Origin of the sequence: Metabacillus idriensis, assembly GCF_050483325.1 — a bacterium.
Classification (GTDB): domain Bacteria; phylum Bacillota; class Bacilli; order Bacillales; family Bacillaceae; genus Bacillus_P; species Bacillus_P idriensis_A.
Map to the genome: position 1 here is coordinate 1 of NZ_JBCMYF010000028.1, position 16,355 is coordinate 16,355.

Annotated in this window: 19 protein-coding genes; 15 read left to right on the forward strand and 4 right to left on the reverse strand. The window is 41.1% G+C overall.

The genetic code is table 11. The annotated features are described in order from the left end of the window. The first annotated feature begins 62 nt into the window (after positions 1–62). From ABEQ24_RS15615 to map, 5 genes are all read left to right on the forward strand, one after another. Positions 63–926, forward strand: a complete 864-nt coding sequence (locus tag ABEQ24_RS15615; protein ID WP_430007644.1) for an amidohydrolase family protein — start codon at positions 63–65, stop codon at positions 924–926. Positions 927–989: 63 nt separating this feature from the next. After that, positions 990–1,835 (forward strand): DegV family protein, encoded by an 846-nt coding sequence (locus ABEQ24_RS15620; RefSeq protein ID WP_430007645.1) that lies wholly within the window; start codon positions 990–992, stop codon positions 1,833–1,835. 11 nt (positions 1,836–1,846) lie between these two features. After that, entirely contained in the window at positions 1,847–2,497 is a 651-nt protein-coding gene (locus ABEQ24_RS15625; protein WP_430007646.1) for an HD domain-containing protein, read from the forward strand. Between the two features lie 78 nt (positions 2,498–2,575). Further along, on the forward strand, positions 2,576–3,697 hold the full coding sequence (locus tag ABEQ24_RS15630; protein ID WP_430007647.1) for a conserved virulence factor C family protein: 1,122 nt from the start codon (positions 2,576–2,578) through the stop codon (positions 3,695–3,697). A 641-nt stretch (positions 3,698–4,338) separates the two neighbouring features. Beyond that, positions 4,339–5,085, forward strand: coding sequence for a type I methionyl aminopeptidase (map, locus tag ABEQ24_RS15635; protein WP_430007648.1), 747 nt, complete (start codon positions 4,339–4,341; stop codon positions 5,083–5,085). Positions 5,086–5,138: 53 nt separating this feature from the next. Here map and ABEQ24_RS15640 read toward each other — a convergent pair whose 3' ends face one another. Continuing rightward, the gene (locus ABEQ24_RS15640) at positions 5,139–5,840 is read right to left on the reverse strand and encodes a DUF421 domain-containing protein (RefSeq protein WP_430007649.1); all 702 of its coding nucleotides are present in this window, start codon (positions 5,838–5,840) and stop codon (positions 5,139–5,141) included. A gap of 163 nt (positions 5,841–6,003) precedes the next feature. Here ABEQ24_RS15640 and ilvD point away from each other — a divergent pair, with 163 nt between their 5' ends. From ilvD to ABEQ24_RS15675, 7 genes are all read left to right on the forward strand, one after another. After that, positions 6,004–7,716, forward strand: a complete 1,713-nt coding sequence (gene ilvD / locus ABEQ24_RS15645) for a dihydroxy-acid dehydratase (protein WP_430007650.1) — start codon at positions 6,004–6,006, stop codon at positions 7,714–7,716. A gap of 72 nt (positions 7,717–7,788) precedes the next feature. Continuing rightward, a complete protein-coding gene (locus tag ABEQ24_RS15650; RefSeq protein ID WP_430007651.1) occupies positions 7,789–8,223 on the forward strand; it encodes a BrxA/BrxB family bacilliredoxin in 435 nt (144 codons plus the stop codon). A 212-nt stretch (positions 8,224–8,435) separates the two neighbouring features. Further along, entirely contained in the window at positions 8,436–9,218 is a 783-nt protein-coding gene (locus ABEQ24_RS15655; protein ID WP_430007652.1) for a class I SAM-dependent methyltransferase, read from the forward strand. 27 nt (positions 9,219–9,245) lie between these two features. Further along, positions 9,246–9,371 carry a YuzL family protein gene (locus ABEQ24_RS15660; RefSeq protein ID WP_430007653.1) on the forward strand — a complete coding sequence of 42 codons (126 nt, stop codon included), beginning with the start codon at positions 9,246–9,248 and terminating at the stop codon, positions 9,369–9,371. Positions 9,372–9,674: 303 nt separating this feature from the next. Continuing rightward, complete coding sequence (locus tag ABEQ24_RS15665; protein ID WP_430007721.1) at positions 9,675–10,259, forward strand: YpjP family protein; 585 nt, start codon at positions 9,675–9,677, stop codon at positions 10,257–10,259. Between the two features lie 16 nt (positions 10,260–10,275). Then, a complete protein-coding gene (locus ABEQ24_RS15670) occupies positions 10,276–10,800 on the forward strand; it encodes a phosphatidylglycerophosphatase A family protein (RefSeq protein WP_070877888.1) in 525 nt (174 codons plus the stop codon). A 195-nt stretch (positions 10,801–10,995) separates the two neighbouring features. Continuing rightward, on the forward strand, positions 10,996–11,772 hold the full coding sequence (locus ABEQ24_RS15675) for a TerC family protein (protein WP_430007654.1): 777 nt from the start codon (positions 10,996–10,998) through the stop codon (positions 11,770–11,772). Between the two features lie 53 nt (positions 11,773–11,825). Here ABEQ24_RS15675 and ABEQ24_RS15680 read toward each other — a convergent pair whose 3' ends face one another. After that, positions 11,826–11,987, reverse strand: a complete 162-nt coding sequence (locus tag ABEQ24_RS15680) for a hypothetical protein (RefSeq protein ID WP_154319186.1) — start codon at positions 11,985–11,987, stop codon at positions 11,826–11,828. A gap of 158 nt (positions 11,988–12,145) precedes the next feature. Here ABEQ24_RS15680 and ABEQ24_RS15685 point away from each other — a divergent pair, with 158 nt between their 5' ends. The 3 genes from ABEQ24_RS15685 to ABEQ24_RS15695 are packed head-to-tail and all read left to right on the forward strand — an operon-like array spanning position 12,146 to position 14,186. Continuing rightward, a complete protein-coding gene (locus ABEQ24_RS15685; protein ID WP_430007655.1) occupies positions 12,146–12,862 on the forward strand; it encodes an anthrax toxin lethal factor-related metalloendopeptidase in 717 nt (238 codons plus the stop codon). A 50-nt stretch (positions 12,863–12,912) separates the two neighbouring features. Continuing rightward, entirely contained in the window at positions 12,913–13,707 is a 795-nt protein-coding gene (locus ABEQ24_RS15690) for a thymidylate synthase (RefSeq protein ID WP_430007656.1), read from the forward strand. Beyond that, complete coding sequence (locus ABEQ24_RS15695) at positions 13,704–14,186, forward strand: dihydrofolate reductase (RefSeq protein ID WP_430007657.1); 483 nt, start codon at positions 13,704–13,706, stop codon at positions 14,184–14,186. The genes ABEQ24_RS15690 and ABEQ24_RS15695 overlap by 4 nt, the downstream gene beginning before the upstream one ends. 163 nt (positions 14,187–14,349) lie before the next feature. Here ABEQ24_RS15695 and trhA read toward each other — a convergent pair whose 3' ends face one another. Together trhA and ABEQ24_RS15705 are read right to left on the reverse strand one after the other, a co-directional pair. Next, complete coding sequence (trhA, locus tag ABEQ24_RS15700; protein ID WP_430007658.1) at positions 14,350–14,991, reverse strand: PAQR family membrane homeostasis protein TrhA; 642 nt, start codon at positions 14,989–14,991, stop codon at positions 14,350–14,352. Beyond that, positions 14,975–16,117: a sigma 54-interacting transcriptional regulator gene (locus ABEQ24_RS15705; protein WP_430007659.1), complete on the reverse strand. Its 1,143-nt coding sequence runs from the start codon at positions 16,115–16,117 to the stop codon at positions 14,975–14,977. The genes trhA and ABEQ24_RS15705 overlap by 17 nt, the downstream gene beginning before the upstream one ends. Positions 16,118–16,355: the final 238 nt, after the last annotated feature.

Consider the following 16,355-nt stretch of genomic DNA (forward strand, 5'->3'; position numbering starts at 1 on the left):
ACATTTGGGGTGCACTTCAATATCGGCTTCTTTTCTTTTATTCAGTCCAAGGAGGTTTCTTCATGAAAATCATTGATGCTCATATGCATATTTCAAAAATTCAAAGCTTTAAACAAACAGCTGAGACTTTATCATTTGTTGACTACTCGATTGCCGGCCTGCAAAAAGAATATGAAGCAGAAGGTGTTGTCGCTGCAATAGCCATGGGTGTGACAGAAACTAAACCCGGGGCATTTCCTGATCCGGATGCTGAAACACCTATGGGAACCGATCTTGATGGACCGGTTCCAAAAGAGTTTTTTTATTGTCCGGGCATCAACCCTTATAAATTGAATGAACAAAACCTGTTATTGCTTGAAAAATCGCTTCAGAATCCGCAGACTGCAGGAATAAAAATCTATTTGGGGTATTATCCTTTTTATGCTTATGACAAAGTTTACGGCTCTGTATACGAACTTGCAAAAGCCTACAGACTTCCTGTTGTTTTTCACACAGGTGATACATACTCTGAGCGCGGACTTTTAAAATACAGTCATCCGCTTACACTTGACGAAGTAGCAGTCGCAAACCGCGATATTCAATTTATGATGGCGCATTTGGGGGACCCATGGGTGCTTGACGGGGCAGAAGTTGTCAATAAAAATGACAATATGTTTGCAGACTTGTCAGGACTGATTGTCGGTACTGACAAGGATATTTCAGATAAAAAACAATCAAGGTTTTTTGATCATCTTCTGCATGCTTTGTCTTATTGTGAACACTATGAAAAACTTTTGTTTGGAACAGACTGGCCATTAATTGGCGTTAAGCCTTTTATTGATTTATATAAAGACATTATTCCTGTTGAGCAGCACGATAACTTTTTTTATAAGAATGCACTGAGATTATTTCCAAAATTAAATATGGTTTTAAAAGAGGATTCTTAAACGCCTGTGCTTAATAAAAATAAACGGGGATAGTTTGAATTCTAATCAAAGGGGTAGTCATATATGAGGAGAAGAGTTGCATGGGTAACTGACAGTACCGCAAGCATTGATGCGGAGATGAAAGATCATCCGGATGTCTACTGGGTTCCAATGGTCATCTGTATAAATGATGAAGAATATCTTGACGGAGTGAATCTTCAGGCAGACGATCTTTATGCCTTTTTAAAAGATTCATCAAATGCCATTACCACCTCACAGCCGCCTCCAGGCGCATTTGTCGAGCTCTATAAGGAGCTTGCAGAGAACTATGATGAAATCGTTTCAATCCACTTATCCAGTCTGCTCAGCGGTACATATACTTCTGCTGTACAGGCTGCTGTTGAAGTTGATATTCCTGTTACTGTGGTTGACTCTTTGACATTATCTGAGCCGTTAACAAGATTAGTGAAGGCATCGGTGAAAATGCACGAATCCGGGCTTGCACCGCATGAAATTGCCGCAAAGCTTGAAACACTTCGTGAAAATCACCGCACATATGTCCTGATCGGCGATTTAACAAGGCTTCATAAGAGCGGCAGAATGTCGGGGACACAATATTATCTCGGAAGTCTATTAAACATCCAGCCCATCATCCGCGTAGAATCAGGAAAGCTTTCCACGGCAGAGAAAGTAAGATCAGAGAAAAAAGCGTTTCAGTATATTATCAATCTAATAAACAAAGGAAATCAAAACCACGGAATTCATGAAATAGCTGTTTTATTCAGCTCCAAACTCGACAAATCTTCAAAACTGTATGAGGTCCTTAAAGAAGAGTTTCCATACATTCATATTAAGCTTGTTCCGCTCTGCACAACCATTGGAGTACATACAGGAGAGGATGTCGTGGGGGTGACGTGGTTTGAAGAATAGGAAGTGCCAATATGAAACAAATCACAGAAAACATAGAAAAATTCGTTAAATGCCGTCTTGAAACAGAGGGAACTGGACACGATTGGCTCCATATTGACAGAGTGCGCAGAACAGCTCTTAATCTCGCCAAAAAATATTCGTGTGATTTAACCATTATCGAGCTTTCCGCATTATTGCACGATTTAATCGACGATAAGCTGAGCGATGACATCAGAATGAAAACGGATGAGGTTGCCAATCTTTTAAGAGAAGAAGGCCTGGATTCTGATTCCATTCAGGAAGTCCTGACCATCATCTCGACCATTTCGTTTAAAGGCGGGAAAAGAAGAGCGGTTTCTTCAATAGAAGCACAGATTGTACAAGATGCAGACAGACTGGATGCGATGGGTGCAATTGGCATAGCAAGAGTTTTCTCTTACGGCGGTTCAAAAGGGAACCTTATTTATGATCCATCCATTCCGACTCGTGACAGCATGACCTTCGAAGAATACCGTACAATTAAATCAACATCAATCAATCATTTCTATGAAAAACTGTTGAAGCTCAAGGATTTAATGAACACCGAAGAAGGAAAAATACTTGCACAGCAGCGGCACCAATTCATGGCCGACTACTTATCGCAATTTTTTCTTGAATGGGAAGGACCGAGCAGAGGACTATAAGCCGGGTTCTCTAAATGGCATGACCTCTTTCAGCTATGTTAGAATAAGTGCAGAGATTAAACAAGGAGTGACATGGCTTTGAATATCAAATCGATTGAACCGACTCCAAGTCCAAATACAATGAAAGTTATATTAGACGAAGAGCTTCCAGGCGGTAAAAGCAATAACTATAAAAAAGAAACAGCAGAGGGCGCGCCGCAGGTTATTCAGGAAATCCTGAAAGTTGAAGGCGTAAAAGGCGTTTATCATGTGGCTGATTTCCTTGCTGTAGAACGCAACGCGAAATTTGACTGGAAGGAAATTCTCCCTAAAGTCCGCGCTGCCTTCGGAGAAAGTGTCGAAAGTGGAGCAAAAAACAATCCTCAAATCAACGAACATTTTGGTGAAGTAAATGTGCACGTTCAATTGTTCAGCGGAATCCCGATGCAGGTGAAGCTCTCAGACGGGGAGACTGAAAAACGATTTGGACTGCCGGAACGCTTTCAAAAAGCGGTTCTGCAGGCACAGCAAAATGCAGATAACGTCGTTCTTGAAAGAAAGTGGAAAGAACAAGGCGTCAGATATGGAGATTTTGATGAAATCGGGAAGGATGTCGTTGAAGAGCTTCAGGCTGCATACAGTGATGAACGATTAATCAAAATGACAGAAGCCCTGCTGCAAAAAGATAAAGCAGAACCGGTTCCTGCCCGGACATCTTATGACGTGACACCGGAAATGCTTGAAGATCCCGATTGGACAGTCCGCTTTGCCCATCTGGAGCAGATGAACCCGAAAGAAAGGGATTTGCCTGTTTTAGATAAAGCGCTGAATGACGAGAAAGCATCCATACGCCGGCTTGCTGCTGTCTATCTGGGAATGATCGAAGAACCTGCAGTTCTTCCTTATCTTTACAAAGCGTTGAAAGATAAATCCGTAACGGTCCGCAGAACAGCCGGAGATTGTCTCTCAGACATTGGCGACCCAAGTGCCATGAAGGAAATGACGCTTGCCTTAAAAGATAAAAACAAGCTTGTCAGATGGAGAGCGGCCATGTTCCTCTATGAGGTTGGCGATGAAAGTGCTCTGGAGGCCTTAAAACAAGCTGAAAATGACCCTGAATTTGAAGTCAGCCTCCAAATCAAAATGGCGATCGAGCGAATAGAAGGCGGAGAAGAAGCAAAAGGCTCTGTCTGGAAACAAATGACGGAAAGCAGAAAGTAAAGAACAGAGACTAAATCTCTAAAGTGATTTAGTCTTTTTGTAAGTGGAAATTTATATGGAGCTGGTCTGATCCTGAAATGAAAAAGGGACCGTATGACTCCCCAAATCCGTTCAGTTTGAGGAAAACTGGAATCAAAGTGAGCGTATGAGTGCACCAATCCGTTCTAATTGAATAAAAGTGGAATCAAAGAGTCCTTATGATTCCACAATACCGTTGGAATCGAATTATAGTGGAAACAAAGAGTCCCTATGATTCCACAAAACCATTCAGATCGAAAAAAGGTGGAAACAAAGAGTCTGTATGATTCCACCAATCCGTTCAAATCAAATAAAAGTGGAAACAAAGAGTCCGTTTGATTCCCCAAAACCGTTCTCATCGAATAAAAGTGGAAACAAAGAGTCTGTATAATTCCACAAATCTGTTCAGATCGAAAAAAGGTGGAAACAAAGAGTCTGTATGATTCCACCAATCCTTTCAAAACGAATTAAAGTGAAAACAAAAAGTCCCTATGATTCCACAAATCCATTCAGATCAAATAAAACTGGAATCAAATGGCCAGTATAAATACACAACTCCATTCAAAACGAAGAAAAGAGGAATCAACTGCAGGAAGAGCAGGTTCAAAAGAGGAGATACTAAAATGATCATTTTAAAAAGCGAACGAGAAATCAACCGGATGCATGAGGCAGGCAAGCTTCTGGCTGCATGTCATAAAGAAGTTGCGAAACTAGTTAAGCCAGGTGTCACGACGCTTGAAATTAATGCTTTTGTAGATGAGTATTTGAAAAAACATGGAGCAACAGCAGAGCAAAAAGGCTATAAAGGGTATGAATATGCAACCTGTGCATCTGTAAATGATGAAATCTGCCATGGATTTCCTAATAAAAAACCGTTAAAAAACGGGGACATTGTCACCATTGATTTTGTAGTGAATTTAAATGGAGGATTGGCTGATTCTGCATGGACTCATTCTGCAGGCTCATTGTCAAAAGATGCGCAAAAATTAATGGATGTTACCAAAACAGCTATGTACAAAGGGATTGAGCAGGCTGTGATCGGCAACCGTCTCGGTGATATTGGCCATGCTATACAGTCTTACGCAGAAGAAGAATCATTTTCTGTCGTGAGAGACTTTACAGGTCATGGTATAGGGAAAACTATGCACGAGGAGCCGACAGTGCTCCATTACGGTAAACCAGGCAAAGGGCTAAGGCTGAGAGAAGGCATGGTCATTACAATCGAGCCGATGTTAAACGCCGGCACATGGTATTCGAAAATGGATGAGAACGGCTGGACAGCACGCACTGTTGACGGCAAACTGTCTGCCCAGTATGAACATACCGTTGCGATTACAAAAGACGGCCCGCTGATTTTAACGGAACAATAAGGGTTTAATAGGCGATTTCTATTTACAGAAATCGCTTTTTTAGTTGCAATTTTTTAAATCTGCAGTGGAGGATTTTCAATCGAGCTTATCTGTTTTGTGCATATATGAATTTCTTTCTTTTTAGTAATCGATGCAAAAAACACGTCTTCAAATGATTGGATGTGCTGCTTTTTAAGCTCATCCAATAACCACTGCCTGTTGACGCCGAAAAACTCCAATACCTCATCAAATACGTTTCCTTCTGCAATTAAGGGAAAGGCTGGTTCAGGCAAAGCGGACAAGGAATTCATATTCTTTAATACTGACAATTTGCCGTTACCCTCAATAACGGCAAGTTCCACTTCTGTTAAATTAAATATCCCTTGTTCTCTGAGAAGCCCTAAAATGTTGTCAATCGTATATTGAATACTTTTCATTGGTTCAGAAAGCAGAAGTCCATTCTCGATAATAACTGTAGGTTCAAATGTTATCAATTGCTCTATTTTTCGATTGGAAACCTTCCACTTGGCAATACTTTTCTGAAGTACAGCTATAAATACTATTGCTGCAACCGTGGGCAAATGGGCAATATGTGGATCAGCTATATCCGCACCGACAACTGCTCCCAATGTTAAAATAGCCAAAAAATCAAAAACCGGAAGTTCCCCGATGGATCTTTTTCCCATGAATAGTGTAAAGAGCAAGAGCAGCGGCAGAATCGTTGCTATGCGAAAAACTACAATTCCAATATCTTTTACAAGTTCGATTTGTATCATCCCCTTCTCTTTTTTAGTATGAACACAGTAAACAGAAGTATGTCAGATTACCACCTAAACAAAATTCAAGGATAATATTTTCATAAATTATGCGAATATTGTTGAAATACTAAAGAATTCGGACTATAGTATATAACAATACAAATTTAACGGGGTGATGAAAGTGAGCAAAAAAGATCTTAGAATCAAAAGTAAAGTAATCAGCGACGATATGAAACGAATGCCTAACCGTGCCATGCTTCGTGCGGTGGGACTTCAGGATGAGGACTTTCAAAAGCCGATGATCGGCATCGCCTCTACATGGAGCGAGGTCACTCCTTGTAATATACATATTGATAAGCTTGCAGAGCTGTCTAAAAAAGGTGTTAATACAGCTGGCGGTGCGGGAATGATTTTTGGCACAATTACCGTGTCTGACGGGATTTCAATGGGCACTGAGGGCATGCGCTACTCACTTCCAAGCCGTGAAGTCATTGCAGACTCGATTGAAACAGTTGTCGGAGCGGAAAATTTAGATGGATTTGTTGCAATCGGCGGCTGTGATAAAAACATGCCGGGATGCATGATCGCGATTGCGCGTGCAGAGGTACCTGCTGTTTTCGTATACGGCGGAACAATTAAACCCGGCAGATTAAACGATAAAGATATAGATATTGTTTCAGCCTTTGAAGGTGTAGGCAAATTCAATAATGGCGATATTGACAGTGACGGTTTGCACCAGATTGAATGTCATGCGTGTCCTGGAGCAGGGTCTTGCGGAGGAATGTATACGGCAAATACGATGGCATCAGCCATTGAAGCTATGGGTATGAGTCTCCCTGGGAGTTCATCCAACCCTGCTGAATCGGAATATAAGCAAAATGATTGCTATGAAGCGGGCCAAGCTGTTTACCGCATGCTGGAACAAGACATCTATCCGAAAGATATTATGACGAAAAAAGCATTTGAAAATGCCATCACAGTTGTCATGGCTCTTGGCGGATCTACAAATGCCATTCTCCATCTTATGGCGATTGCCCATTCCATTGATGTAGATTTATCACTTGAGGATTTTGAGCGTATTCAAAGAACCGTTCCTCACATCGCAGATCTTAAGCCAAGCGGAAAATACGTCATGCAGGATCTTCACGAAGCCGGCGGCGTGACTGCCGTAATGAAACTGCTGCTTGAACATGGCTTGCTTCACGGAGACTGTTTAACGGTAACAGGCAAAACCATAGAAGAAAATCTTAGAGAGCAGGAAGGCTTGAGAGAAGGGCAAAAAGTCATCTATCCGCTTGAACAGGCGTTGCGAAAAGATGGACCGCTTGTTATTTTAAAAGGAAATTTATCTCCAAGCGGAGCCGTTGCCAAGGTTTCAGGTTTGAAAGTAACGAAGATGACAGGTCCTGCTAAAGTGTTTGATACAGAAGAGGAAGCAACAGAAGCTGTCTTAACAAATGAAGTTGTTGCTGGCGACGTGCTGATCATTCGCTATGAAGGGCCAAAAGGCGGGCCTGGAATGCCTGAGATGCTGTCTCTTTCCTCAATCATTGTAGGAAAAGGATTAGGAGAGAGTGTTGCGCTTCTGACAGACGGACGCTTCTCTGGAGGCACTCATGGCCTAGTAGTAGGTCACATCACTCCGGAAGCTCAATCAGGCGGCCCGATTGCTCTTGTGAAGTCAGGCGACTTAATTACAGTTGACAGCGATAACCGCGAGCTGCGCCTTCACGTCTCTGACGAAGAACTGGCAGAAAGAAAACTTACTTGGACTGCCCCGCCGCTTCGCAAGCGCGGAGTACTGGGCAAATATGCAAGAACAGTTTCCTGTGCATCTCAAGGTGCAGTAACAGATGCATTTGAAGATGTAAAAGAACCTCAGAAAACACACTGAGGCCCGGCTGTTGAATTGTCATCCCTCCTGTAGTATTCTTTTACTACATGCGGATGTTTAGGAGGAATGACTATGTCAATGGCATATGAAGAATACATGCGTCAAATGGTGAAGCCAATGCGTGCTGAACTGGCAAACGCCGGATTTAATGAATTAACCACGGAAGCTGAAGTAAAAGAATTTATGGAATCTGCAGAAGGAGCAACATTGGTTGTTGTGAATTCTGTCTGCGGATGTGCAGCGGGACTTGCAAGACCGGCTGCCACACAGGCTGTTATGCAGGCTGAACATGCACCGGCAAATTTGGTTACGGTTTTCGCCGGACAGGATAAAGAAGCTACAGCTGCAATGAGAGAGTACTTTGAAGGCCATGAACCTTCATCTCCTTCTATGGCCTTGCTTAAAGGAAAAGATGTCGTTCATTTTATTCCGCGCCACGAAATTGAAGGCAGCTCAATTGAACATATCATGGATAATCTGCTGCAAGCATTTGAAGCTAATAAATAATGGAAAGGATGCCTTCATAGCAGGCATCCTTTTTTAAGAGAATAAAATTTTGCGCTTCGATGACGAGCGGAATCGCTCAGGCTCCTCGGCCAGAACAGATCTGAAAGGATCGGCAAAAGCGCCTTTTCTGTCGGATCCTTATCTGTCATGCCTGCGCTAAACGGACGCTTGCGCTTTTCTTATAATTGAATATTGATTCGGAGTGAAAGACTTTGATTGTAACAACAGCTGGCAGAACAAATCCAGATATGATTAAACTCGCAGAGAGAATTTCTTTAGATTTAAAAGCTGAATATAAGGCCCGCAAGAAACGTTCTATTGATAAAATGAAGGATGAATATCATTCGGATGTGCTTGTAGTAGGGCAAAATCGGCTTGAACTGCATGAGGCAGGAACCTCGGATCCTTTTTTCTTTCATCCAAATTCAGCCATGTTCCGGCTGAAACGATTGAAAAAAGGGGAGAGCGATCCTTTGATTTTTGCTGCAGATTTAAAAGAAGGTGACCGGTTTTTAGATTGTACACTTGGACTTGGATCAGACAGTATTATAGCAAGCTTTGCAGCTGGTGAGACAGGGAAAGTTACAGCTGCAGAAGCAAATCACCTTGTAGCATATCTTGTGGAAAAAGGCCTGAGCAAATGGGAAACAGGTATTTCTGAATTTGATAAAAGCATGCGCAGAATACAAGTTGTGGAAATGAATCATGCAGACTACTTGCGTTCATTAGACACAAACTCATATGATGTCGTTTATTTTGATCCAATGTTTGAGGAGGAAATAGAAGAATCTCATGGGATAGAGCACTTAAGATCCCTTAGTGTGCATGAGCCTTTATCAGCAGAAACGTTGAAGGAAGCTAAACGCGTAGCAAAAAAAAGAGTCGTTTTAAAAAATCATTGGAAAAGTTCCTCATTTGAAGCACTTGGCTTTCATGTTTATAAACGAAAATCGGCAAAATTCCATTTTGGTGTGATAGAAATAACAGATTCGTGAAAAATAGGATGAGGAGGTGCTCATCTAATGTCAAAACGAAAAAGCGACCCATCAAAATCACAGCTTGGTTCTCCGTTCGTTGAAGGTCAGGGAACAACAGTCAGTGAAACTGGCCGCAAGCAGTCTTCAGCAAATAAAAAGCAAAAACAATAAACAGTAAAAAACTCATGGCGGGCGCCATGAGTTTTTTTAATCGGTTATTTCTGCGAAAATAAAATATGCCAGAGTCACGAATGATGCAATAATAAACACTGATTCAAAACCCATTTTGATTCACTCCAGTAGTGTGAAAGTATTTTATTTCCAACATCTCCTTTAGTGTAAACTTTTTCATCTATTTTTAAAACCCTTTTGAGGCAATGGATTTTCTTTTTTGCGAAAAATTTCTATAAATTTAGAATTTATCTATGATAGAATAATATTATAATAGGAAGACTGGGAGGAAGACATGACATGATGAACAAATGGATGCGGAAAACGCTTGTCATCTTATTTACGATTGCAACCTTCGGAATGGTTGCTCCTCCAGCTGCCCTCACAGTCGAGGAACATTCCTCTGAAGATTCAACCGCTAAATTAACGAACTCAGACAAACATTTCTTCACTGATGAAACCGCTTACTGGCAACAGTCCAAAGAGAACTGCCTGTCAACTTTTGTAGCAGCTGCCGAAGTTCAATCCTTTCAAAAATTCGGAGACAAAATCGGAACCGTGATAGAGGATGAATTCAGACAGATCATTCTTCCGAAGATGGAAGAAGCAATTAAACAATATGTTGATGAGTACACTGATGAAGATATCAGGGATTTGGCAATCTCAAAGAAACCTGCAGATGGCAAAGGCGAGAAAATTTTTCACTTATACAATAAACAAACGGGACAGGATGTCGTCAGATTTCATGTCCGCCGCGATCATCCGCCAAAGCAGGGATATTGGTTTAACTTTCACTATCACACGCTCCATGATTCATTTCAAAAGCATCATGAACTTGGCAGCATCTATTGGAATCAGAATATGCCGCCGAATTGGATGACACATTAAAGGGGTGCAATGTCCATTGAGCAAATACACAATCGATGAGATGGTAAAGACGACGAAAGAAATGCTGAATGACAGGGGTGTTACACTAGAGGATATCGCTGATATCGTAATGACCCTTCAGCGAAAGTACATCCCTAATATTACGCTTGAAGATTGTGTGGAAAATGTAGAGAAGGTATTAAATAAGCGGGAGATTGTCCATGCCGTTTTAACAGGCCTTGCACTAGATCAGCTTGCTGAACAGAAACTGCTCCCGCAGCCGCTTCAGCATCTTGTTGAAACAGATGAACCTCTTTATGGCATTGATGAAATCATACCGCTTTCCATCGTTAATGTATATGGCTCTATCGGATTGACCAATTTTGGTTATTTGGATAAAGAAAAATTCGGCATCATCAAAGCTCTGGATGAACACAGCGGAAATCGCGTGAATACATTTCTTGATGATCTTGTTGCAGCCCTTGCAGCAGCCGCTGCAAGCAGGATGGCACATCGGGCCAGAGATATTGCAGATGGAAGGCAAACACAGGCAACAGTATAAAGATCAATTGCATGAAATCATTTCATGCGATTTTTTTTGCTTTCATATGAAACTTTTCCTCCGCACAAACGTATAGGCATAGGGGGATAACGAATAAAGATGTATATTTTATGACGATGCATCAAAATACTTAACAAGCATTCTTTTATTCAGTATAATGAAAAAGTTAACGTAATATTTAGGAGGAAATGGTAGATGTCAATTTTGCAAGGAATGCTTGACACGTACGCACAATTTTTCAATTGGGAAATGTGGGCACAAGTTCTTACAGATCCGGTTTCATGGGGACTTATTGGTACATTAGTTATTCTTGAAGGGTTATTATCAGCAGATAATGCTCTTGTACTGGCTGTTATGGTAAAACATTTACCAGAAAAACAGCGGAAAAAAGCTTTATTCTATGGTTTGCTTGGAGCATACATTTTCCGTTTCATCGCAATCGGTGTCGGTGTATTCTTAATTAAACTATGGTGGGTTAAGATTTTAGGTGCAGCATATCTTGCATGGCTTGCTGTAAAATACTTCATGGATAAATCAAAAGAAAATGCAGAAGGTGAAGAAGAGCACGGCGGTATTAACAAAAAAGGCATTCTTATCCGTCTTTTCGGTACATTCTGGGGAACAGTTGTTGCCGTTGAATTAATGGATATTGCATTTTCTGTAGACAGCGTTCTTGCAGCATTCGGCGTCAGTGAACAGGTATGGGTTCTTCTTCTTGGAGGAGTTCTTGGCGTTCTTATGATGCGCGGAGTTGCAGGTGTTTTCCTTAAATTGATTGACAAGGTTCCTGAACTTGAAACAACTGCATACATCTTAATTGCACTTATCGCAGTGAAAATGGGATTAAGTGTCGCTCACATTCATATCGAGCATTCCGTATTCTTTATAATCATTCTTGTGATGTTCGCTGGTACATTTGCTCTAAACTATTACCGTAAAAAAACTAGTCACAGCAACAGCACTGGCGTTTAATCCGCCAGCACAAAAAGCCGCACCGTGCGGCTTTTTTTATTTGTCTTCTTTTTCTAAAGAATTCCCCTAAAATACAAATAAAAAATGGAGATCAGTCCGATAGATGTCAGTCCGTCTAAAACCATATAGCTTTTAAGTGTCATAACTTCAATGACTTCTTGAGTCAGCTGCTGCCGCTGTCGATAAGGAATATTCCTGTTAATTAACATCCTCATGTTTTTCACCCAATTTCCATGATAATTTCCATCATATGGTGAAGTTGGCATAAAAGTTACAGGGTCCAATGTCTATTCGGCAAAAAATCAATATGTTACTATTTTCATATATATATTGTTCAAAACAGTCAGAAAATCCTTCTAGGAGTTATACATATATGACAAAAATCAAACTTCTTGTCCTTATCATTTTGCTTTCGGCGATGTTTTCAATCTATCAATATGTTTTTGCAGAAGTTCCCTCAGGCAGTGTTCTTGAAGATCATTCGCTTTCTTCTAAAGTATCGCTGTCATCCGGCTCAGCGCTTACCAAAATGGTTTATTTGCCGGATCAGCCCTTTTCAGAGCAGGATGCAGAAGATATGGTGAACCACTTAAATCAAATTCATCCTGTTATTTTGGAGAAAGCATTGCAGCATAATGTGACAATTAAATTTTTTACAGGAAAACTGACGGATGAAGAGGGCCTCGGGCATTTATCAGGGCAGACTCCCCGGGGCTATTCATTGAAATCAGATTGGGACAAGGTTCCCGGAATGACAGAAGATAACAGAGTCTTTGTCAAAATCGGCCACAGTCAATATGGCATGGGTCATGGATCGGTCTCGCTTGAGCTTCATGAGTTTGCTCACGCCGCTGATCGGAATGTGTTTGCAAACATTAGAAACAGCCCTTTATATTTAAATATATGGAAACAGGAGGCCGGCATGCTTTTTCCAGGCAAAGCATACTTTAAACGTTTTCCTGAAGAATATTTTGCAGAGATTTTTGCGATGTATTATTTGAATGAAACAACAAGAGATGAGCTGCGAGAAAAAGCTCCGCTATCGCATCGATTTATTTCCAAACTTCACAAAACGGTAGAAAACGAGTGAAACTTCCTATACAATTATCTCTAGTATCTAAACGAAGGAAGTGTCTTTAAATGAAGCAGTATTTGGATTTATGCAAGCATGTGCTCGAAACAGGATCCGTGAAAGAAGACCGGACAGGAACTGGAACAATCAGCACATTCGGATATCAAATGAGATTTGATTTAAAAGAAGGATTTCCTCTTTTGACAACGAAAAAGCTTCACTTGAAGTCAATCATACACGAATTAATCTGGTTTTTGCGTGGAGATACGAACGTAAAATACCTTCAGGAAAATGGAGTGCGCATTTGGAATGAATGGGCAGATGAATTTGGCGAGCTTGGTCCTGTTTATGGCCATCAGTGGCGCTCATGGGCAGGGGCTGAAGGTGAGACGGTTGACCAAATTGCAAAGCTGATTGAACAGATCAAAAACAATCCAGATTCACGGAGGCTTATTGTCAGTGCATGGAATCCTGCAGATGTCGATAAAATGGCACTGCCGCCGTGTCATTGTTTTTTTCAATTTTACGTAGCTGACGGCAAGCTGTCCTGTCAGCTTTATCAGCGCTCTGCAGACGTTTTTCTTGGTGTTCCATTCAACATTGCATCCTATGCTCTGCTGACGCTGATGGTAGCCCATGTGACCGATTTAGAGCCGGGTGAGTTTGTTCATACATTTGGTGATGTGCATATTTATAAAAATCATCTTGAGCAGGTAGACCTTCAGTTATCACGCGATGTGCGGGAGCTGCCAAAAATGAAACTGAATCCTGCTGTAAAATCCATTTTTGATTTCACCTATGAAGATTTCACTTTGGAAGGCTATGATCCTCATCCTCATATTAAGGGAGCGGTCAGCGTATGATTTCCATGATTGTGGCAATGGATAAAAACCAATTGATCGGGCGCGACAATGATCTTCCTTGGCGGATTCCGGCAGATCTTGCATATTTCAAGAAGGTTACGATGGGACATCCGATATTAATGGGAAGAAAAACGTTTGAATCAATCGGAAAACCTCTGCCGGGCAGAGAGAATATTGTCCTTACTAGAAATGAGCAGTATTCACAAGAGGGAATCAAAGTCATTCATTCTATGGATGAAGTGCTTGTAAATGAAGCTTATGCAGATCAAAATCTCTTTATCATCGGCGGAGCTGAAATTTTTAAAGAATGTCTGCATTCAGCGGACAGACTGTATGTAACGAAAATAGATGAATCGTTTGAGGGAGATACTTTTTTTCCTGAGTTTAAAGAAGAGCAATATAAAATCATTCATCAGGAAAAAGGACCAAAAGATGAAAAAAATCCGTATGACTATGAATTTATCGTATTTGAAAAATAGAAGATGCAATCGCACAGCAGGACTTTAAATCTTTAAACGCAAAGTAACAGTGTGTGCAGAAGATTACACAGAGAAAGATTAAAAGGAAACAGCTGAAGAATTTGTGGATTTGATCGCAAAAAACTCTCAGGAGGGCAAGCCTCCTGAGAGTTTTTTGTTTTTCTTATATAAATGGTACATCCGGTACATAGAACAGAACACAGAAAAACATGGCTGCACTGCCGGCTAATACAAAGCCGTGCCATATGGCGTGATGATAAGGAATCCTTCGCCATACATAGAAAATCGCGCCTATCGTATACAGCAGTCCTCCAGTGAGCAAAAGTGCAAATCCCTCAGGACTTAAAAATGCATACAGCGGTTTAATGGCGATAATAATCAGCCAGCCCATCAGAATATAGGCGAGAGTTGATAAAATAACAAACCTCTTAACGAAGAATATTTTCAGCACGATTCCTGCAATTGCAAGTCCCCAAACAATACCAAGCAGGGTAAAACCCAGTGTTCCCCTTAGAGGCACTAAGAGAAATGGTGTATAAGTGCCTGCAATAAGCAAGTAGATGGCGGAATGATCCAGAATTTCAAAAACATCCTTTGCCTTGCGGTGAGGAATGGCATGCAGCAAGGTTGAAAAGAGATATAAAAGAATCATTGTTGCACCAAAGATTGAAAAGCTGACAATATGCCAGGCATCACCATATTTAGAGGCAAAAATAATCAGATAAACCAATGCCGGTATACTGAGAAGGACACCGATCCCATGGGTTATTGCATTTGCAATTTCTTCTTTAATCGAGTATTCCATTTTGTACTGCCTCCTTTTGCATGGTTTGCAGATTTTCGGTTAAGGACTGAAGAAAATCCAGGCCTTCAATGGTTATTTTCGTTCCGGCCCGTCCCCGGCCTTTTGTCACATAGTCATTTTTTTCGAGAAAATCGAGTCTGTGCCTCACTTGCTGAGGAGTTAACGGATGACGCGAATTTTTGCTGCTGTCAGAGATCATTCTGCGGCTTGCAGGCTCCCCGTCCTCATTGCTTGATCGGATAGATTCCAGAATAAAAAGATACTCCTGTTTGTCCATAAGAGTCAGCGGCTTATCCTTTTGATTTTTAGGATCTTTTTTCTGTTTGGCTGGCTCCTGCATCATAAATGGCTCTTTAGGTAGATCGTGGAGCTGGATAGAACGGCCATCACAGACTGTAAGTAAATAATCCATAGTATGTTTAAGTTCAAGCACATTGCCTGGCCATTTGTAGGTTGTGAGAATGTCCAATACCTTTTTATCCATGCGGATGTCCTGGTTTCGCTGTTTAATAAATGAAGCGGACAGGATTGGAACGTCGCTGCTGCGTTCGTTCAAAGACGGCAATGTCAGCCTTAATACGTTAAGATAATAGTAGAAGTCTTCCCGAAGTCTGCCTTCTTCAATTAAAGAGGTTAATTGTACAGCGGATGAGGCAATGATCCGGACGTCCACTATGACGGGCTTGGATGAGCCAATTTTCTGCACTTGTTTATCCTGCAGGACCCGAAGCAGCTGCGCCTGAAGTTTGAGGCTCAGGCTTGAAATTTCTTTTAGAAAAACAGTTCCGCCATCTGCCTCTTCAAATAATCCTTTCTTATGATCTTCCTTATTGCCAAAAAGCTCATATTCAAGGGCATCTTCTGAATATGTACTGCAGTTAATTGCCGCAAACGGCTTTTCTGACCGTTCAGACTCATGATGAATGGCGTTTGCGAACATTTGTTTACCGCTTCCGGTCGGTCCTTCAATAATAATCGGCAAATTTGCTTTTGCGAGTTTTTTAGCCAGGTATTTTTTTTCAATGATAAGCGGATGCTCACCAATAATATCCTCAAAAGATACATGTTTTACGATGATTTTCAGCTCCTTGAATGTTTTATTGGGTTTATTATAACACCCAAACACAACTAATTGGAACCAATAATTTTTTTTAAAACCATTTTTGTGAATTTTGTAGCTTTAAGAACAGATGTTTAGTCGGCCAGAGCTTATCTGTCTGACTGCGCTAAACAGGCGATTGCTCTTTTTTTATAATATCTGGATTCATATGTAATCGTAATGCCTCGCTAAATCGAGTAACGGGATTTGGGAGTAAGGAAACGTCTGAATCGTACCCTGCTAAACTGAATAACGGTATTGGAGG